At 42.2% G+C, this 20,327-nt stretch carries 18 protein-coding genes; 12 read left to right on the forward strand and 6 right to left on the reverse strand.

The genetic code is table 11. The annotated features are described in order from the left end of the window. Positions 1–258: 258 nt before the first annotated feature. The 3 genes from K4H96_RS05435 (at position 259) to K4H96_RS05445 (ending at position 4,507) form a co-directional block, all read left to right on the forward strand. Positions 259–2,679, forward strand: coding sequence for an SHIRT domain-containing protein (locus K4H96_RS05435; protein WP_223336783.1), 2,421 nt, complete (start codon positions 259–261; stop codon positions 2,677–2,679). A gap of 203 nt (positions 2,680–2,882) precedes the next feature. Continuing rightward, a complete protein-coding gene (locus tag K4H96_RS05440) occupies positions 2,883–3,371 on the forward strand; it encodes an ABC transporter permease (RefSeq protein ID WP_227956404.1) in 489 nt (162 codons plus the stop codon). 98 nt (positions 3,372–3,469) lie between these two features. Further along, positions 3,470–4,507 carry a M42 family metallopeptidase gene (locus tag K4H96_RS05445; protein ID WP_223336785.1) on the forward strand — a complete coding sequence of 346 codons (1,038 nt, stop codon included), beginning with the start codon at positions 3,470–3,472 and terminating at the stop codon, positions 4,505–4,507. A gap of 160 nt (positions 4,508–4,667) precedes the next feature. On the opposite strand, the gene K4H96_RS05450 is transcribed toward K4H96_RS05445, so the two are convergent. Next, entirely contained in the window at positions 4,668–6,134 is a 1,467-nt protein-coding gene (locus K4H96_RS05450) for an alpha-amylase (protein ID WP_223331330.1), read from the reverse strand. A gap of 180 nt (positions 6,135–6,314) precedes the next feature. On the opposite strand from K4H96_RS05450, the gene K4H96_RS05455 reads away from it, so the two are divergent. The 3 genes from K4H96_RS05455 (at position 6,315) to K4H96_RS05465 (ending at position 11,790) form a co-directional block, all read left to right on the forward strand. Next, on the forward strand, positions 6,315–9,266 hold the full coding sequence (locus K4H96_RS05455) for a CocE/NonD family hydrolase (RefSeq protein ID WP_223336786.1): 2,952 nt from the start codon (positions 6,315–6,317) through the stop codon (positions 9,264–9,266). 153 nt (positions 9,267–9,419) lie between these two features. Then, the gene (locus K4H96_RS05460; protein WP_061592877.1) at positions 9,420–10,163 is read left to right on the forward strand and encodes an ABC transporter ATP-binding protein; all 744 of its coding nucleotides are present in this window, start codon (positions 9,420–9,422) and stop codon (positions 10,161–10,163) included. After that, on the forward strand, positions 10,153–11,790 hold the full coding sequence (locus tag K4H96_RS05465) for a hypothetical protein (RefSeq protein ID WP_223336787.1): 1,638 nt from the start codon (positions 10,153–10,155) through the stop codon (positions 11,788–11,790). Before K4H96_RS05460 ends, K4H96_RS05465 begins: the two co-directional genes overlap by 11 nt. 82 nt (positions 11,791–11,872) lie before the next feature. Here K4H96_RS05465 and K4H96_RS05470 read toward each other — a convergent pair whose 3' ends face one another. Next, positions 11,873–12,646 carry an XRE family transcriptional regulator gene (locus K4H96_RS05470; protein WP_223336788.1) on the reverse strand — a complete coding sequence of 258 codons (774 nt, stop codon included), beginning with the start codon at positions 12,644–12,646 and terminating at the stop codon, positions 11,873–11,875. A gap of 105 nt (positions 12,647–12,751) precedes the next feature. Beyond that, the gene (locus K4H96_RS05475) at positions 12,752–13,594 is read right to left on the reverse strand and encodes a DegV family protein (RefSeq protein WP_223336789.1); all 843 of its coding nucleotides are present in this window, start codon (positions 13,592–13,594) and stop codon (positions 12,752–12,754) included. A 134-nt stretch (positions 13,595–13,728) separates the two neighbouring features. Between K4H96_RS05475 and K4H96_RS05480 the strand changes: the two genes are divergently transcribed. Then, a complete protein-coding gene (locus K4H96_RS05480; protein ID WP_002895666.1) occupies positions 13,729–14,304 on the forward strand; it encodes a TetR/AcrR family transcriptional regulator in 576 nt (191 codons plus the stop codon). A gap of 11 nt (positions 14,305–14,315) precedes the next feature. On the opposite strand, the gene K4H96_RS05485 is transcribed toward K4H96_RS05480, so the two are convergent. The 3 genes from K4H96_RS05485 to coaA form a co-directional block, all read right to left on the reverse strand. After that, complete coding sequence (locus tag K4H96_RS05485) at positions 14,316–14,840, reverse strand: DNA topology modulation protein (protein WP_061591860.1); 525 nt, start codon at positions 14,838–14,840, stop codon at positions 14,316–14,318. A gap of 57 nt (positions 14,841–14,897) precedes the next feature. Next, on the reverse strand, positions 14,898–15,134 hold the full coding sequence (gene rpsT, locus K4H96_RS05490) for a 30S ribosomal protein S20 (RefSeq protein ID WP_002895661.1): 237 nt from the start codon (positions 15,132–15,134) through the stop codon (positions 14,898–14,900). Positions 15,135–15,204: 70 nt separating this feature from the next. After that, on the reverse strand, positions 15,205–16,125 hold the full coding sequence (gene coaA, locus K4H96_RS05495) for a type I pantothenate kinase (protein WP_002924963.1): 921 nt from the start codon (positions 16,123–16,125) through the stop codon (positions 15,205–15,207). Between the two features lie 94 nt (positions 16,126–16,219). Here coaA and K4H96_RS05500 point away from each other — a divergent pair, with 94 nt between their 5' ends. The 5 genes from K4H96_RS05500 to K4H96_RS05520 all read left to right on the forward strand — a co-directional run bounded on the left by K4H96_RS05500 (position 16,220) and on the right by K4H96_RS05520 (position 20,269). Continuing rightward, complete coding sequence (locus tag K4H96_RS05500; protein ID WP_223336790.1) at positions 16,220–16,807, forward strand: class I SAM-dependent methyltransferase; 588 nt, start codon at positions 16,220–16,222, stop codon at positions 16,805–16,807. Position 16,808: 1 nt separating this feature from the next. Then, complete coding sequence (locus K4H96_RS05505) at positions 16,809–18,086, forward strand: pyrimidine-nucleoside phosphorylase (RefSeq protein WP_223336791.1); 1,278 nt, start codon at positions 16,809–16,811, stop codon at positions 18,084–18,086. 17 nt (positions 18,087–18,103) lie between these two features. Continuing rightward, positions 18,104–18,766 (forward strand): deoxyribose-phosphate aldolase, encoded by a 663-nt coding sequence (gene deoC / locus K4H96_RS05510; RefSeq protein WP_223336792.1) that lies wholly within the window; start codon positions 18,104–18,106, stop codon positions 18,764–18,766. Next, positions 18,753–19,142 carry a cytidine deaminase gene (locus tag K4H96_RS05515; RefSeq protein WP_002897690.1) on the forward strand — a complete coding sequence of 130 codons (390 nt, stop codon included), beginning with the start codon at positions 18,753–18,755 and terminating at the stop codon, positions 19,140–19,142. The genes deoC and K4H96_RS05515 overlap by 14 nt, the downstream gene beginning before the upstream one ends. 71 nt (positions 19,143–19,213) lie before the next feature. Then, positions 19,214–20,269: a BMP family lipoprotein gene (locus K4H96_RS05520; protein ID WP_002897688.1), complete on the forward strand. Its 1,056-nt coding sequence runs from the start codon at positions 19,214–19,216 to the stop codon at positions 20,267–20,269. The last annotated feature ends 58 nt before the right edge of the window (positions 20,270–20,327 follow it).

The raw sequence follows: 20,327 nt of genomic DNA on the forward strand, positions 1-20,327 counted from the left end.
CTTTTTTGTAACGAAAGTAGACAAAGAATAGAAAAATGATAATAAAAATTATAGTTTACAAGGCGTAAATTATAATTTTTATGTTATAATTGATATGTATATGTCATATTTGCTTATCATATACGAGTACTATCATTTTTAGTTTGGTAATAAATCTTGATTTAAAATCGGCTGAAAATGAGGGGGTAGACAGGTGATGGTGTGCCTGCCAGCATTTGTCTAAAATAAAATATAAAAAGAAGGAGGACCGCATTCAAGGTGAAACAAACTTATCATAAAGTGTCTCATGCTCTGATGACTTTGCTGCTTTTGGTATCAACCTTTCTTCCCTTGTTAAGCTCAAGTCCTAGGGTTTCTGCTGCAGAGTTAGGTGAAAGTGATTATCAGCTAACTACAGATGTCACTATTAATACTAATCCTTTAAAGGATACAGGCTACGGTGAAGGTAAATTTTACATTGCTCCGACCTATACATTTGCAGATAGCAAAGTATTAAATAATGGTGATACCATGGTTTATCGTGTTCCATCACAGTTCAAAATTGAGCGAACGTTGGAGGAAAACATAAGTGCACCGGATGGTACTGTTGTTGCCAAGTTGGTGACAGATCCTGTTACCAATACAGCGACCATTACTGTCACAAATGCTGAGTATTTTGCGAAAATGCCAGATACCAAGCGTATTCAATCTTCTTTCACAGTGGTTTGGGCTGATAATATGCCTTATGATCAAGAGCAAGAAGTTAATTTCCCAGGTGCTAGAACCTATAGGCTGAAGCGTATCAAGGTTGATGAAGAACCTCAGGGGTATTCCAAGTGGGGTGTTCAGGATTCTAAGGATCCTAACTACGTCAACTGGCGTATCCGTGTCAATCGTGATGTCCAAAATCTTGGTCAAGTTGTCATTGAGGACACTATTCCAGAAGGCCAAGAGCTAGATGAAGATACAGGGATTACAGGTTACTACTTTACTGAGTGGGAAGGTGCTTCTGGCACACGTCAATCCTTTAATCCGAGCCAGATTGTGACAATCACTGACTCCAATCATTTCACAGTTAATGCTGGGGATTTGAGTGGAAGAGGTATTTATGTTATCTATAGGACACGTTTGACAGAGCCAGTTGATAAGGTGACCAAAAAAGCCTTTAACGATGTAACCGTTACGGCTAATGGACAAAAGATGCCAGATTTAGTATCACGTCCATTTGCACCTTTGACAACTCTTGACGGTGTCGGGGAAGGTACCCGTTCTGATGAAGTTATCTTCAAAGTCAAAAAGGAATTGACTGGCCGCAATTTGGCAGATGGTGAATTTACTTTTGATTTGATCAATAAGGATGACAACGACAAAGTTGTTCAAACGGTAACAAACAAAGACGGTGCCGTAACCTTTAAGAAACTTCGTTTCAAAAATGAGGGAACCTTTAACTATGTCATTCGTGAGCGAGCGAGCAATCTGCCAGGTGTGACAAACGATGCCAATTCAGACATCAATGTTACTGTTACTGTAACAGACAACAACGGCGTTAAGACAGCAGCGGTTACCTATGACCGTGATGCTTTCACCAATACATACAAGTTAGAGCCAACAAGTGCAGCAATTACCGCTAAGAAACTTCTGGATGGTAAAGCACTTGAAGCTGGTAAGTACACTTTCAAGCTGACTGAGGTTGGCGGAAATAACGTGGAACATCAGGCAACAAATGACGCCAATGGTAATATCAAGTTTCCTGAAATCACCTATGATAAAGAGGGGACTTATACCTACAAGCTGAAAGAAGTAGCTGGAAGTGAAGCTGGAGTGACATACGACAGTAAAGAACATACTGTGACTGTCACAGTGACTGAAAACAACGCTAAATTGGAAGCTGCTGTTACAGACAACAATCCAACATTCACCAATAGTTATAAAGACTATGGTGTCAGCTATGAGTTTCTCAGCTCTAACCCAGCCTATCCAAACCTGCCAAAAGAAGTAACTGATTTGCTTCCAGCAGATACTAATCGCTACACTAGTGGTACTAATGTAGACGCTAGGCAGCCTGCTAAAACAAGTGTTACAGTTACTGAAGGCACATGGACTTTTGAAGGCTATGCAGAAACGAATGCACAGACTGCTGCGGATAAGGACCTTAAATTTACTGGTAAATGGAATTTCACTCTAGCGCCGAAATATAAGGTGACGTATGAATTTGTAAGCGCAGATCCGAATCGCGCCTTACCAGCAGAGGTAACAGAATTGTTGCCGACCGATGCCAATGAATACACAGATGGTACTGCAGTTCAAGCGGTTCAGCCAGCTAAGGATTCTATTGAAGTAACTGGAGGTACTTGGAAATTCCTTAAATATGACGCGGATAGTAAAACTATTGCAGGCTCAGATGTCAAATTTACAGGCACATGGACATTTGAAGCTAGACGTCCACAAGGACCAACACCACCACCATCTTCTTCAGATTCGACACCACCACCGTCATCATCTGGTGATAAACCAAGCGGTTCGACGGATGGAACCCCAGGTAATTCGACAGATAAAGATGGAAAAGATGTTCGTGGATCAGCAACTGGCAAAAAAGTTTTGCCGAAAACTGGCAGTGAAACATCTATCTTTGCGATAGCAGCAGGATTTGCACTGATTCTTTTATCAGCTCTTGTCTATCGTTTCAAAAAAGCTAATTAATATTAGCCAGACAAATCATCTCAGCTAGCTGAGATGATTTTTTCTTGTATTTGTCATCATCTAAATGGCTGTTTTTACATTGGCTGATATTTGCTAAGCTTGATTTTACAGTCAATGAATACTTTAAAATAAAAGTGAATTCTTGTTTTATAAAGAAGATTTGTTATAATAAGATAAGAAAAAGTTTCTTTATTTAAAGGGAGATGTTGATGAAAAATAAGAAGTTTAGGGTGATTCCTTTTTTGCCCCTATTTTTGTATCTGCTGGTTTTTCAGTACGGTTATTGGGGAATTGAGCCAGAGCCGGGGGTTGCTTATGGTTATCTTTACCTTTTTCTATTTTTAGTTCCTGTTGTCATTGCTTATTTTGTAATTGCTGTTATGAATTTTGCAACACTGATGGGGGAAATTACTTATTTATTCAAAGGACAGCTGCTAGGGCATCTCTATCGGCTTTTTTTTTCTATCTTTTTCTTTTCGATTTTGTTTTSCGGTCTTAATTATTATCAGTTGATAGCTCCATATGGCTCTCAGATGAAAATTAGTGCTGGAGAAGCTTATAATCCCCTAGCAGCTTATGCCATTCCTCTCTTGCTTTTTCTCTTAGGATTGTTGGGCAATCTATTCTTTTGGGGGTTGAAAAAGAATGAAGTCCAGGAGGATAAAGAGCAGCAGTACAGCGATAGTAATTGAGGAGTTTTTCTTGCATTTAATCATTAAAAGCCTGCTGAAAATCTATTTGCTCAGGCTTTCTTTGTGCTATAATAAAGAAAAACGATGAGGAGACATTCATGAATCAAACTGTTCAATATTTACAAGAATTAACGGCTATTCCTTCCCCAACAGGCTTTACGGCTGAGGTGGCAGATTATCTGGTGAAAACGCTGGGGAAAATGGGCTATGAGCCTGTCCGGACCAATAAAGGCGGCGTTCATGTTGTGGTTAAGGGTGAAAATGATGCCCAGCATCGGGTAGTGACTGCCCATGTGGATACACTGGGGGCTATTGTTCGGGCGGTTAAGCCAGATGGTCGTCTCAAGCTGGATCGGATTGGCGGTTTCCCTTGGAACATGATTGAAGGAGAAAACTGCCTAGTCCACGTGGCTAGCAGTGGTAAGACTATCAGTGGGACTATCTTAGTTCACCAGACTTCCTGCCATGTCTATAAAGATGCTGGGACGGTTGAACGTACTCAGGACAATATGGAAGTTCGTTTGGATGAAAAGGTGAGAAATGAGAAAGAAACGCGGGATTTAGGAATCGAAGTCGGTGATTTTATTTCCTTTGATCCTCGTACCACAGTTACCGAGTCAGGCTTTATCAAGTCTCGCTTTTTGGATGACAAGGTCAGCGCAGCTATTTTGCTCAATCTTTTGCGAGTTTATAAAGAGGAAAATATTCAGCTGCCGGTGACGACTCATTTTGCTTTCAGTGTCTTTGAAGAGGTTGGGCACGGGGCTAATTCCAGCCTGCCGGAGCAAGCAGTGGAGTATCTGGCGGTTGATATGGGGGCTATGGGTGACGACCAGCAGACAGATGAGTATACGGTTTCCATCTGTGTCAAGGATGCTTCAGGACCTTATCACTACGGCTTCCGCCAGCATTTGGTAAATTTGGCTAAGGAGCAGGACATTCCTTACAAACTGGACATCTATCCATTTTACGGATCAGACGCCTCTGCAGCTATGAGCGCAGGAGCAGAAGTCAAGCATGCTCTGCTAGGTGCCGGCATCGAATCCAGCCACTCTTATGAACGTACCCATATTGATTCAGTTGTCGCGACAGAGCGTATGGTGGATGCATATCTAAGGAGTGGCTTGGTGGAGTAAGTGAACTTCATTCTATCTTATTGGCGGGGATTTTTATGTAATGTCAATTCTATAGAAAACAGGAGCTCTTCCTCAGCTATCTCAAAGGCTAGAAACTTAAAAACCGATTCGTCAGTGTACTGCGAATCGGTTTTTAGTTTGTTATATGTAAGAAAATTGATTACCTAACACTCCAGACACTAACTGATTTTTTCTCCACAGGAAATTCTCCCCAGCCTTGGTCGTCAATGATTACGATTTGGGAGCTGTTGCCTAGATAGTCGCTAAATTCTCTGCCAGCCCATTCTGGACCGACAAGCATGGATTTGCTGGTTGCTTGGTCATTACTGATAAGGACAGCGATTGGCTGACCATCGTCCTTACCTTGGCGGGTCCAGCCAATACAGTTGGCATCGTCAAAGTAGTCGGTCTGCTCACCATAGGCAAGATTGAGGCGGATGTCTAGGAGTTTATCTAGCACATCCTGAAAACTTTCTTGAGCAAATTCTCCGCTAATGCCATAGTAGTCTCCATAAAAGACACATGGTAACCCAGCTTCTCTTAGAAGTATGAGAGCATAGGCCGCAGGCTTGAACCATTCTTCAACTGTAGACTCCAGAGCCTGACCTCTCTGAGTATCGTGATTGTCTACAAAGGTTACAGCCGATTCGGGGTGATTTTTCGCTAGTGTTTGGTCAAAAATAGTTCGCAAGTCATAGTCTGCTCTAGATTTGCTGGCATCAAATAAATTATGATGAAGTTTAACATCGACTAGGTCAAAGCGGTAGTCAATATTTTCTAGATAATCATTATTGGCCTTTTCGTCGCTATTCCAAAATTCCCCAAAAACATAGAAATCTTCACCGTATTTTTCAGTAATATCGCGGATGAAATTTTTCATAAAGAAAGAATCGATGTGCTTGACAGCATCTAAGCGAAAGCCATGTACACCAGTGCTTTCAATGAACCAATGAGCCCAGTCGTAGAGATTTTGGATGACTTCGGGATGTTTGAAATCAATATCCGCATACATCAGATAGTCGTAGTTGCCGTTCTCATTGTCTACTAACTCATCATCTGCCCAACCTTTATTGTCCCCTTGAATGAGGAAAATGCCAGACTTGTTGTTTTTGGCATCATAGTCAGTGCCGGTGAAGTGGTACCAGTGCCATTCGAAGTCATTATAGGCTTTTTTGCGGCCCGGGAAGACAAACTTAGTCCAGCCTTTGATTTCGAAAGGTTCTGACAAGACCTTTGTGCGGTCGTTAGGATCAACTTCAACAACGGTAAAGCGCTCTTTATAGTCTGCTGCGGCCTTGTGATTGAGAACCACATCAGCAATAGCTTCGATACCGTTCTGGCTAAGTGCTTCAATCGCTCGGAGGTATTCTTCTTTCAATCCATACTTGGTGCGGACGGTCCCTTTTTGATCAAATTCACCCAAATCAAAAAGGTCGTATACACCATAGCCGACGTCATTAGAGCCCGTTCCTTTGAAAGCTGGCGGCATCCAGACCTTGCGAATTCCTTTCGCTGCTAAGTTTGGTGCATCTTCCGCTAATCGATTCCAATGCTGACCGTCATCTGGCAGATACCATTCAAAATACTGCATTAAGGTTTGGTTTTCCATATAAATTTTCCTCTTCATTCTCACTGATTGGCTTTATTGTACCAAAAGAAGCAGAAAGGCGCAATCGTTTGCGTCTTTCTGCTTCTATAGATATTTTGACATCTTTCATAGATAAAAGATAGAATAGATTGAAATAAAAGCGCTTACATAGTATAATGGACTTATTATAAAAGACTTTATCTAAAGAAAGGTGTCTTTATGAGAAAGAAAAGACTAGTTACATTACTCCTACCAAGTTTGTTACTTGCACCTTTGGTATTGGCGCAAGCTGTTCAGGCGGATGAGGCGACTCAAGCTAGCAGCGAGCGCACGGACAATCTCAAGACAGAAACAGTTGCAAAGGCTTCTGAAACTGGCTCCAAGGACCAAGAGTCAACGACAGTAGAAACTTCAAATCAGACTTCTTCAGAAGATTCGGTGCAGGAAAAGCAAGACAAGCCACCGCTTGCAGCTGAGGGAACGGTACCTAGTCTTAGCCCAGCGCAGGAGCAGGAGCTTGTTGCTTTGGCTAAAGATGTCAGCTCAGCACCTTCCGCTGCCTCAACTGCTGTGAAAGGTCAAGATTTATCTGCCTATACCGGCGGTCTTTCAAATCCTTCACTCTCAGATAAGGAAATAACCCTGCAGGAGGCTGTAGATGAATTGCTCAAGTGGGCAGCAGTCAGTGATTCTCAGTTGGGGAGCAGTGCCGAGGATAGAGCAAATCTAGCAAAGAGTTTGGGGATGATTGAAAAAGAGGCTGATTTGACAGCCAGTGTCCAGGGTGCTAATCTGCAATCTATGTATTCGGTTGCCAAGCGACTGCATGATGCTTATCGCTCCGAAAAGAAAGAGCCCCTCTTTTTGAATGGACGTTCACAGCCAATTTTTCCATATAGTAGTGGTGAAGACAGATATGAGGAGTATACTTATGAAGGCAGTGAGATTGTTCGTTTCTCAGTCTATGTAGAGACTGACTACGATACGGATGGTGACGGTAAGCGAGATTTAGTCAAGGCTATTGTGCAGCTTCCTAAAGCAGCTGCTAAGGGTGATTATAAGGCTGCGACAATCTTGGAAGCTCGTCCCTATGTCGCTGGAACCTTGGACGAAGACCATGTGACGCTAGAAAGTCTCAATCTGCCGACAAACGGTTCTTATGACATGAAGAGCCTGCGCAATCAGCCAGCTAAGCGCCAGCCAGTTTCTAGCATGAGCAGTATTGATGCAGCAAAAAGAGCAATGTCATCGGCTTGGTATTACTACAGTCCATATGAGGGGATTTATGACTATGAAAACTTGAACTGGTATGATTATTTCCTCGTCCGGGGCTATGCCTTTGTTTCTAGCGCTGGTCTAGGAACCAAAGGTTCTGAAGGTTTTAATACAACTGGCTCTGATTTAGAAATTGAAGCATTTAAAAATATTGTCGAATGGATCAATGGTAAACGAACGGCCTACACAGACAGAACTAACAATATCGAAATCAAGGCCGACTGGGCTAATGGCAAGGTCGGCATGACTGGTCTGTCTTGGGCTGGTACGACAACTTTCGGTGTGGCAACGACTGGCGTTGAAGGCTTGAAAACCATTGTTCCAGCAGCTGGAATTGCCAGCTGGTATGATTATTTCAATAGTCAAGGGTCGGCTTACACCAATCCGCCCTACAGTGATTTATCTTGGCTGTCGCTCTATGTCGCTACACGGTTGCTGGATCAAAAAGACTGGTCTGCTATTAGTAACAAGTATGCTGACTACATTAATCAGTTAAATAAGGACCAGAATGCGCACGGCCGTAACTATAGTCCGGTATGGCAGGAGCGGGATTACACGCTACATCCAGAAAAGATAAAGACCAGTGCCCTGCTAGTTCATGGTTTGAATGATGACAATGTCAAAACCAAACACTTTGAGCTCATGTATGATGCGCTAAAAAAAGCCGGTCAAGATGTGAAACTTTATCTTCACCAAGGAAATCATATCAATCCAGCTGCCGTATCTAGAGGCTTTGGTATTACAGCTAACAAGCAAGATTTTTATGACTTACTCAATACCTGGTTCTCTCATTACCTCTATGATGTAGAAAATGATGTCAGCAAACTTCCAGCTGTTTTAGCGCAAAATAACTATGATCCAAATAAATGGACCAGTTATGATGATTGGAAAAGCAGTAATCGCTTGATTCTGACAGCTCAGTCCAAGCGCTTAGAAGAAACGATTTCCAGTGACTACGCGGGAGCGGGAATTGATACCAGCAAGCGTGATGAAGCGGTTAGCAAAGCTTCTTCTAAAGCTAATTTGACCTTTATGACAGATGTCAAAGAGGATATGACCATTAAAGGACATATCCCAGTCCATTTCAAGGCAGCTCTGGCAAAGTGGGGCGGCAGTAATCTGCAGGTCAATGCCCTCCTAGTAGATGTATCAGACCAAGAGTTTGATGTGGTTGGAAACGGCGCAGCCAGTGATGAAAGTCAGAAAGACGGCTTTTGGATGGGCAGCAATCTCAACAATATGGATATCAAAAATTTTGCGACTATCAAAACCAAATACAAAGTCATTGCAAAAGGATGGGTCAATCTGGCTAATCCAGAATCGGGCTATACACCGTCTAGCTCGCAAAATAGTATTGATCCTCAAATTGGTCAATTCCAAGACTATACAGTCTATTTGCAGCCTAATCTCTATACGGTGAAAAAAGGTCATAAGCTGGCTCTTGTTTTCAACACGTACGACCCAAGCGACCTCACGATTGATCGTCAATATGAAGTAACTTTCAAGACGGACTCCATCAGTGCGCTAATACCTACTTTGGAAGCTAGTCGTTTGCAAAAGGCAAACTATATACCGAATGCTCTTGATACAGCTTATGCAGCTCTACCAGAGATTATTGGTGCAAAATTAGTCGCACCAGCAATTTTAGAAGTTCCTGAGTATATCTTAGATAGCGAGGAAGGCGGAGAAGTTCCGTCAGTTCAGTTGGCGGTTCACTATGCAGAACATTATGATCGGGCAGTAGGAAAAGTTCAGAAGATAAGCAAGCAGCAAGCTCTAGCTGCCTTACCTGAAACTGGCAGCAATTCAGATAAGGGAATCCTACATCTTGGCCTGACTCTGCTGGTCAGCACACTAGGCTTATCTAGTTTAGCAAAGAAATACAAACAACCGTAGTCGTTCTGTTTAAAAAAGCAGCTGGAATTTCATAGTTAGATGAAGTTCAGCTGCTTTTAGCTTTATCTTGTAGCAGTCGTTAGGCAGAGACGAGACAAAAAGCCGCAAAAAGAGTATACTAATCTGTATAGAAATCGGTAAAGGAGCTCTCTTATGATTGAATTTAAAGATGTCACTAAAGTTTATGAAGGAACGGTAGCTCTCAATCAGCTGAATCTGACCTTGCAAAGTGGAGAAATCGTCGGGCTGATTGGTCACAATGGCGCCGGAAAATCTACTACCATTAAGTCATTGGTCAGCGTCATCAATCCAAGCAGTGGACAGATTTTTGTGGATGGGAAAGAATTATCAGCTAATCGCTTGGTAATCAAGAAAAAAATCGGCTATGTAGCTGATTCACCAGATTTATTTTTGCGGCTAACTGCCAATGAGTTCTGGGAATTGGTAGCGACTTCTTATGATATGACGAATGCTGAAGTCGAAGAGCGACTGGGAAATCTGCTACATATTTTTGACTTTGGTTCTCATCGGTATGAGGTTATTGATTCATTCTCTCACGGTATGAGACAAAAAGTCTTCGTCATAGCAGCGCTTTTGTCTGACCCGGATATTTGGGTGCTGGATGAGCCGCTGACGGGTCTTGATCCGCAGGCAGCTTTTGACCTCAAGCAGATGATGCGCCAGCATGCAGATAAAGGAAATACTGTTCTCTTTTCAACACATGTCTTGGAAGTGGCAGAGCAGCTCTGTGATAAGGTGGCCATTCTCAAAAAAGGGAAATTGATTTTCTACGGAACGATTGAAGAACTAAAAGGCCAACATCCAGAACAGTCTCTTGAAACCATTTATCTTGGTCTGGCAGGCCGTAGAGAAGAGGTGAGTCCTGATGCGCATTAAAGCTATAAAAAAACTCGTTGATATCAACATCCTCTACGCCATTCAGCCGTCTCAGCTGCAGCAGTACCGCAAGATGCAAGCTAAGAATCCTGAGCGCAAGGTCAATGTATCGCTGAAGGCTATCCGCATGTATCTGATCTTAGGACTGGTCTATCTCATTCTTTTCGGTTTTATGGGCTCCCTGAACCAACTGGTTGGCAATCCAGGTCTCTTTGCCAATTTGGTTTCTGCTTTTGCTCTCTTTTCTATGTCTCAGGGCTTTCTGGTTTTTTACAATGTCTTTTATGAAAGCAAGGACTTGCAGTCTTATCGCCCCTACGCTTTTAGTGAAGCAGAAATCATCGTCGGCAAAAGCATTTCGGTTATTCTGACCTTGCTGATTGCCATTTTGCCTATGTTCAGTTATTTCTTGGTTTTGGCTTTTCAAGGTGGCAATCCTTTCTTTGGGCTTCCCTTGGCTCTGCTTGCCATTCTGATTTTAAGTTCAGTTATCACCTTTCTGATTTTGATTGCCGTCCACTTTATTACCAAGACAGCCTTTTTCAGAAAGTACAAGACCATCTTGTCCAATGTCATTCTGGCTCTTGTTTCCGTCGGATCCTTTTTCCTCTATTTTATGATTAATCAAATGAACAGCAGAAGCGTTGTAAATCGTACAGAGGTTAAAGCCTTCTTCCCGCCAGTTCAAGCCTTTTATGATTTTATTCTTCATCCTTTTCATACAGCGTCCTTGCTGGGATTTTTGGGATGGGTGGCAGTTGCGGCTCTTCTATTTTTCATCGTAAAGACCAAGGTGATTCCAGAATTTTATGAGGCAGCTCTCATGACGGGCTCTTCAGTAGGAAAGCGGGAGCGCGTGCATGACATCAATATTGCGGAAGCAAAAAATCTCAAAAAGTTTGTCTGGCATTACAATATCAGGCTCTTGAGCGAGGGTTCTGTCATTATGCAAGCTATCTTTATGTCGGCCTTTCTCCCTTACATTGTCATTTTCAGTATGGGAATGGGCATGATACAAGGTGGCCTGTCTTTGACTTCTTATCTGGGACCACGTTTCCTCTTGCCAATGATGGCTCTGGCTGTTTTGATTGCAACGCTAAACTCAGGCGGCAGCAACCTTACGGCTATTGGGATTTCTCTGGAAAGGGAAAATTTTGATTATCTCAAGGTTCTCCCCTTTGATTTGAAGCAATATATTCGTCTGAAGTTTTGGCAGCTCTTTGCCGTCCAGTCTATCCTGCCTCTGACCTTGCTTTTGATAACTAGCCTTATTTCCGGTATGCATCCAGTGACTTTCTTGGGCATGGTGATTGTTTGGGCCTTAATTAGCCTAATGTGGAGTTCTTGGGGGTACTACCGAGACTACAAGCATCTCGTGACCAATTGGTCCAATGTCACAGAATTGATGAGCCGAGATAACAGTATGGTGAAAACTCTTCTAGCTATCGCCCTGATTTTAGGAATGTTGATTGTCATTACTCTTCTCTTCTTTATATCCAATGTTCTTGCGCCTCTGGTAATTTATATGATAGTCGCTCTAGTTTTAGCAGGCTTAGCTGTGCTGTCTTACATAGTCCACAAACACTACATGAAGAAGCTGAATGAAGATTTAGCAGTATTTTATTAAACAAGCATCAGGAAGTCGAAAGACTTTCTGATTTTTTGACTGAAAATCATCAAAATAACAGCTCTGTACATTTGCAGAACTGTTATTTGTTTTTCTTTATTTTTTCTACATCCAGTGGCATGAAAGTCGCCATAACTCGACCGATTAGTTTAGGTTCTTCCTCATGCGGGATAAACTTATCACTGTATTTTTTATTAAGGGAAATTAGACGAATACCGGATGGATCGTTGAAGACCCTTTTTATAATGGTTTGGCCGTCATAGTCGATAGCATAGATAGCGCCGGCAAGCTCGAAATGAGTCTGCTCGATTAGCGCTACGGAATCTCTTGGATATTTGGGCTCTAACGAGTCAGTTCGTACCCAAAGGGCAATATCGTAGTCAATTTCTCTGTCCAGCCAGACTAAATCAGCTTGTTCAGGCTTATGCTGAGAGAGATAGTAATTCTCATAGACCAAGTAGGGGAAGTAGTCATCCTTTAAGCTGGCTTGTGTTTCTTGCTCAGTCAGGCTAGCTTCCAGTAGCTTTAATCCTTGCTCCTGTCTGTTTTGGTCAAGTTGCTGATAAATACGATTTAAATCGGGAAATTGTTGAGGGATATCTGCAATTAGTCGGTAACGAGGGTCGATTTCTTCGACCTCTACCTCAAAAAATCTTGCAATCTTTTCTAGATTGGCTGCGATAGGCAGAGATGTCCCTTTGATATAGCCAGTCAGCGTACTAGCAGGAATGCCTGTTTCACGAGATAGCTCGACTTGTTTTTTACCTGTTTCCTTGAGAAGTTCTTTGAGCTTTTTAGAAATGAGAAGACTTGCTTCTTTATCTTGGGGGCTTGCGGCGCCTCTTCCTCTGGCCATAATATCAACTCCTTTACTTGTTTCAATTATAGCGAATTAAATCGAAAAAGTAAAGGATTAGGTCAATTATCTTAGCCTAATCCTTTACTTTTTTAGATACTTGTATTAAATTTCGTAGCCCATTAAAATTCCGCCTTCCTCAGCGTAGAAGCTGCAGAGTCCTGAAGTTGGAACCGTTTCGATTTGAGATTGGGGATACTTTTCTTGTATCAGCTGACTAAATTGCTGGCAGAACTTTTCGTTATTGCGATGAGCGATGATGAGTCGGCCACCCTTGTAACCGGCTTTGAGTAACTCTTCAATTGCAGAAGCAAGTGCTTTTTTCGGACCGCGTGCCTTTTGCAGAAGCTCTAGCGTGCCAGTCTGGCTAGCTTCACCGACCATACGTATATTAAGCAAGCCGACAACGGTTCCCAGAAGTTTGCTAAGTCGGCCGTTTTTGACCAAGTTATCTACCTTTGCCAAAACGAAGAGAAGCTTGGTTTTCTCCTGATAGCGACTAATGACTTCAACAACTTCATCAAAGCTGAGATCTTGCTGGATGAGTTCATTGAGTTTAGTCACAAGCAAGTCCACCTCTCCGCCAGCAGAAAGACTATCAATGACATAAATCTGGGCATCAGGATGTTCTTCCAAAAAGATTTTCTTAGCAACCTGTGCACTATTATTGCTGCCAGATAGAGTTCCAGTGATAGTCACCACAAAGATCTTGTCAGCTCCCTCAAAGCTTTTGAGATAGTCATCTGGACTAGGGCAGGCAGACTTTGAAGCAGCAGAAGAAGCATACATCTTCTCCATCATCAGGTCAATATCAAGCTGCTTATCATCTACAAAAATCTCATTTTCCACTTGAATGGTTAAGGGAACACTTTCAAACTGGGTATCTTTAGCCAAGTTTGCCATTTCACGAAAGTCACAGCCAGAGTCAGCTATAATTTTCCAAGTCATATTTTTCTCCTTTTTTGTCAAGTATGTACAATAAAAAAATTGACAAAAAACCTGTCTTTTTTTAAAATTATAACATGAAGGATGCTTACTAGAAAGCGGAAACTGTCAGCTGAGACAAGAGGGAAGAAATTGTTATGTCGGAAAAGAAAATATCGGAAAAATCACTCGCGAATTTAAAGAAATACAATCAGGAATCCAATCAAATCACGAGAGAGTCTCTGGAAATTTCTCTCATGCAGCTGCTGGAGAAGAAAGAACTCAAAAAAATTACGATTTCAGAGCTGGTTGAGCGAGCAGGGGTTTCCCGCGCTGCATTTTACCGCAATTATAGCTCTAAAGAGCAGATTCTGGAAGAGATTTTTAAAAACACTGTTCAAGGTATTACGGATAAATTGGAAGAGTTTAACTTTAAAACGGAGATGTACCAGATTTGGCTTTTTCTTTTTAAGGAAGCCAAGAAAGAAGCTCGGGTTATCAGTCTAGCCATTGACTATAATTTTGAAAAGCTGCTGACTCAGGCCGTGTTTGACTTTTTGGAAAAGCGCAATCGCAATGCTAAGAAAACGACTAACTCTTACATGAATTCCTTCTGGAGTTCAGCAGTTGTTTCCGTTCTTTCCAAGTGGATTAAGGACGGCATGAAGGTTCCAGCTGAAAAAATAGCTTCTTTAGGCCTGCCTCTTTTCCCACAGAAAAAGAAAATCAAATAAAAACAAGTGAGTCACAACGGCTCACTTGTTTTTAGCTTCTGTAAGAAGTCGGTTAGTTCTTTTTGGTTCCTTAATTCGTAGAATTTCTGAGGAAAGGTTTGACGGATTCTCTTATATCTTGTCAGTGCTGTTTGACGTCGTCCTTTCCAAAGAACCCAGCAGATAAACTCCCAGTCAAACTTTTCGGGGCAGCCTGGAGCCATGCTTTCTCTGGTCCGATTGCGGTATTTTAGATAGCGTTTGAAAGCTCGATAGAGGCAGTTCCAGCGAGAGAAGTTGAGATAGATGATTTGGTCGGCTTCTGCCATCCGACGTTCGTAAAAACACCAAGAGTAGTTGCCATCAATAATCCAGTCGGTATTTTTTGATAAAAAATTATCCATCTGTTCACTCATCCAATCATGGTCACTATCCTTCCAACCAGGTTGGAACTGCAATGTATCCATGTGAAGTTTGGGAATGGAGTAGTGGTGGGACAGTTGTGCTGCTAAAGTGGATTTGCCAGAACCGGAATAACCAATAATTGCTATTTTCATCTCTTTCTCCTTTGAGTGAGAAACAAAAAAAGCTCCTGAGAGCTCCCTTTGTATGCATTATTTAGCAAGTTTAGCTGAAAGGCGTGCTTTATCGCGGCTTGCTTTGTTTTTGTGGATCAAACCTTTTGTTTCTGCTTTATCGATAGCTGAGCTAGCAGCACGGAAAAGTTCTTCAGATGGGTTTGCTTCAAATGCTTTGATTGCAGTACGCATAGCTGACTTTTGAGCTGAGTTTTTTTCGTTATGTTTCACGTTCAATTCAGCGCGTTTGATAGCTGATTTAATGTTTGCCAAGTTGTTTCACCTCCATTGAAAATACTAACTATCTAATTATATATGAAAAGTTAGGATTTGACAAGCTTTTTTATTTTTTTAAGTAAATTTCATCAATTTCATGATTTCCAGCTTTATGCAGGATAATTTCTGCCCGATTGCGGGTTGGCTCAATGTAGTCTAGCAGGTTGACAAGGTTAATGTTTTTCCATACATTATGGGCGAAGGTTACTACTTCCTCTTCTGATTGCGTGGTGAAGCGGTGGTAGTAGTTTTTTGGGTCGTTTTCAGCCAACGTCAGCATTTTTTTAAAGCGATCTAGATACCAGTTTTCAATATTTTCGACTTCTGCATCGACATAAATTGAAAAGTCAAAAAAGTCTGTCATATATAGGCGCTCGTTCTGAGGATTCTGGAAAACATTGATGCCTTCGACGATAACAAAGTCAGCAGCCTTTACCTCTTGCATTTCCTGAGGGACGATATCGTAAGTCTCATGCGAGTAGACTGGAATTTGGAAATCCTGACCGTTTTTAATGCTGTCTAGAAAGGAAAGAAGCAGCTCCATATTATAGCTTTCTGGGAAACCCTTGCGGTTTAAAATGCCATTAGCTTCTAAAATTTGATTGGGAAATAGAAAACCGTCTGTGGTAACTAGTTCGACTGTCGCATTTGAAAAGGTTCGAGAAAGTAGAATCTGCAGCAAACGGCTAGTGGTGGATTTTCCAACAGCCACACTGCCAGAAACTCCGATGATAAAGGGCTGTTTCCGGCTCTCTTTTTGTAGAAAAATCCCCTTGGAAAAAGCCAAGTCTTCCTTAGAACGTTTATAAATCTGAATGAGATTGGTCAAGGGGAGGTAAATGTCCGTCACGTCCTGCAGGCTAATTTTGTCATTGAAACTCTTGATAGAATTAAGCTCGGCCTGGGTCAGAGGCGGAGTTGTTTTGCGGTGCAGGTTTTGCCATGTATGGCGGCTGATTTTTTCAAAATGAAGAAATTCGTTAGTCATAAGTTACTCCTGTATGATGGACTTTAGTATAACATACTTTTAGGAGAAATGAAAACGATTTACAAATCTAGGAAAATTATGATAAAATGGTTGTATGACTAAAATGTATTTTGCAGAAAATCCTGATGCCAAACATGATATTCATGAATTAAATGTAGAACTGTTAGGACAGCGGCTAACTTTTTTGACAGATGCTGGTGTCTTCAGTAAAAAGATGATTGATTATGGCAGTCGGGTTCTTTTGTCTGTCTTAGACTTTGAAGCTGAAGAACGGGTGCTGGATGTTGGCTGTGGCTATGGCCCATTAGGTTTGACCTTAGCCAAAGCGTACGGAGTGGCTGCGACCATGGTAGATATCAACCAGCGGGCCTTGGACTTGGCTCAGAAGAATGCTGAGAGGAATCAGGTATCTGCTCATATCTTCCAGTCAAATGTTTATGAAAAGGTCAGTGGCATTTTCGACCATATTATCAGTAATCCGCCTATTCGTGCTGGTAAGCAAGTCGTGCACGAAGTCATCAGCGGAAGCTATGAGCATTTGATAGAAGGCGGTGATTTGACCCTTGTGATTCAGAAAAAGCAGGGAGCACCCAGTGCCAAGTCGAAGATGGAAGCTGTCTTCGGTAATTGTGAGATTGTTAAGAAAGACAAAGGCTACTATATACTAAGGAGCGAAAAATAGGATGCGTGCTGTAGATATTATCCAAAAGAAAAGAGATGGTCTTGAGCTGACCAGTCAGGAAATCCAGTGGCTGATTGAGGGCTATGTGGATGGGACTGTGCCAGACTATCAGATGGCAGCCTTTGCGATGGCTGTCTATTTTAAAGGCATGACGACTCGGGAAATTTCAGATTTAACCATGACCATGGTTGGAACTGGTGAACAGTTTGACTTGTCAGAAATCGCGGGAATAAAAGTAGATAAACATTCTACTGGCGGAGTTGGTGATAAAGTAACTCTGGTCTTGGTTCCTTTGGTGGCTAGCTTCGGTGTTCCCGTTGCTAAAATGAGCGGCCGCGGGCTGGGCCATACTGGAGGAACCATTGATAAATTGGAATCCATTAAAGGATTTCAGGTAGAGCGCAGTCAGGAAGACTTTATCAAGCAGGTGCAGGAAATCGGCTTGTCCGTTATCGGTCAGTCTGATCAGTTGGTGCTAGCGGATAAGTTACTCTATGCCTTGCGAGATGTAACAGCAACTGTTGATACCATTCCGCTGATAGCGAGCTCTGTCATGAGTAAGAAAATTGCTGCTGGTGCAGACAGTATCCTTCTGGATGTGACGGTCGGTGAAGGCGCCTTTATGAAAAATATTGATGACGCTCGTGTACTAGCACGTACTATGGTAGATTTGGGCAAGGCTGTCGGCAGAAAAACAGTAGCTGTTCTGACAGATATGAGTCAGCCTTTGGGAACCAGCATTGGCAATCGTCTGGAAATCTTAGAAGCTTTGGATATCTTGCAGGGCAGGGGTCGTGAAGACATCACAACTTTCATCTGTGAGTTGGCTCAGATTATGCTCGGACTGGCAGATGTTGAGAAAACGGTGGAAGAAGTAAGAGAACAGCTGACCAACGGTGCTGCTTTGAAGAAATTTGAAGCTATGGTTGTAGCTCAAGTTGGTGACTTGGAAGACCTCTATCGTCCATCAAGTGCAGCTCATATTGTAGATGTGAAAGCAGAACAGGCAGGTTATATCACTGAACTGCCTGCTATGGAATTCGGACTCTTTGCCATGAGACTTGGAGCAGGACGGGCAGTTAAATCTGACGACTTGGATTATGAAACTGGAATTGTTTTCGAAAAGAAAGTCGGAGACAAGGTCGAAATTGGAGAAGTTTTCGCAAAAATTTATTCAAATGAAAAAATTTCTCAAGAACTAGTTACAGATTTTCAAAAAAATGTTAAAATAGGTGATGAAAGCGTTGCAGTAAGCGAAATTATTGAGGTTATTGCTTAATTCTAGGAGAAGCCAACATGAAATTAAACAAATACATAGACCATACGCTTTTAAAACCAGAAGCGTCAGAAGAGCAAATTCTGAAGTTAATTGAAGAAGCAAAAGTTTATGATTTTGCCAGTATCTGTGTCAATCCAACCTGGATAGAGTTTGCTGCGGAGCAGCTAAAAGGCTCAGATGTCAAGGTTTGTGTGCCAATTGGTTTTCCTTTAGGAGCCAACGCTTCCGATGTGAAAGCTTTTGAAACCAAGGACGCAATCCAAAAGGGTGCGGGCGAAGTGGATATGGTCATCAATGTCGGCGCTCTGAAGTCTAAAAATTACGATTTGGTAGAGCGAGACATCCGTTCGGTTGTAGAAGCTGCTAACGGTACCTTGGTCAAGGTAATTCTGGAAACTTGCCTGCTGACAGATGAGGAGAAGGTTAAGGCCTGCCAACTGGCTCAGAAAGCTGGAGCTGATTTTGTTAAGATCTCTACAGGGTTTTCAACTGGCGGTGCGACAGTTGAAGATGTCGCCCTCATGAGAAAAACGGTTGGTCCTGACATGGGCGTCAAGGCTTCTGGCGGTGCTCGTTCTTATGAAGACGCGCTGGCCTTTATTGAAGCAGGTGCGACTCGTATCGGAACTTCGGCCGGAGTGGCGATTATGAAGGGAGAAGAAGCTAGTGGCGACTACTGAGTTGATTGACTTGGCTGTCCAAGCAAGCAAAAATGCTTATGTTCCCTATTCTCATTTCCCTATCGGAGCGGTTTTAGTCGCTAAAGACGGACGGGTATTTACCGGCGTTAATGTTGAAAATGCCAGTTTTGGTCTGACCAACTGCGGAGAGCGGACAGCTATATTTAAGGCGGTTTCAGAAGGAGCTTTAGACTTCGAGGAGCTGATTGTCTATGGTGAGACGGAAAAACCCATATCACCTTGTGGTGCCTGCCGCCAGGTAATGGCAGAATTTTTTTCTGAGGATCTAAAAGTGACCTTGGTCGCTAAAGATAAATCGACGGTCGTGATGACGGTCAAGGAATTACTTCCATATTCTTTTACAGATTTAACATAAGTCTGTTATCGGTCATCTGACCAAACTCAAACTTGCAACTGTGTTGCACATCTTATTTAGGAGGTTCAGAAATGAACAAAAAACAATGGCTAGGTCTTGGTCTAGTAACTGTCGCAGCATTCGGACTTGCTGCATGTGGAAACCGTGCTTCTCGCTCAGATTCTTCAAACGCGAAAACTGATTTGAAGGCTGCTATCGTAACTGATACTGGCGGTGTTGATGATAAGTCATTTAACCAGTCTGCATGGGAAGGTTTGCAAGCTTGGGGTAAAGAAAACGGTCTTTCTAAAGATAATGGTTTTACTTACTATCAGTCTAATGATGAGTCTCAATATGCTAATAACCTAAACCAAGCTGCTACGGATGGTTATAATTTAGTATATGGTATCGGATTTGCCCTTCGTGATGCGGTTGAATCTGCTGCCCAAGATAACACAGACATCAATTATGTTATTGTTGATGATGTTATCGAAGGAAAAGAGAATGTTGCTTCAGCTATTTTTGCTGACAATGAAGCTGCTTACCTTGCTGGTGTTGCTGCTGCAAAAACTACTAAGACAAAACAAGTTGGTTTTATAGGTGGTATAGAAGGCGCTGTTATCACACGTTTTGAAAAAGGTTTCGAAGCTGGCGTGAAATCAGTTGACCCGTCTATCAAGATTCAAGTAGACTATGCTGGCTCATTTGGTGATGCTGCTAAAGGTAAAACAATTGCTGCTGCTCAATATGCTGCAGGTGCAGACGTGGTTTACCAAGTTGCTGGTGGAACTGGTGCTGGAGTATTTAACGAAGCTAAGTCAATCAACGAAACAAGAAATGAAGATGAAAAAGTTTGGGTACTCGGTGTTGACCGTGATCAAACTGAAGAAGGTAAATACAAGTCTAAAGATGGTAAAGAATCTAACTTTGTTTTGGCATCAAGCTTGAAACAAGTTGGTAAGACTGTCCAAGACATTGCTAACCAAACTGCTAAAGGTAAATTCCCAGGCGGTAAAACTACAACCTTCGGTCTGAAAGACGGTGGAGTTGACTTGACAACTACAAACCTGTCAGAAGATGCGAAAAAAGCCGTTGAAGAAGCGAAAGCAAAAATCCTTGACGGCAGCATCACTGTTCCTGACAAATAAAACAATTTAAGAGCGATCCGACCGTGTAGGGTCGCTTCTTTTTGAAATTGAGACGCCT

Origin of the sequence: Streptococcus sanguinis, from assembly GCF_020729765.1 — a bacterium.
Lineage (GTDB): Bacteria > Bacillota > Bacilli > Lactobacillales > Streptococcaceae > Streptococcus > Streptococcus sanguinis_Q.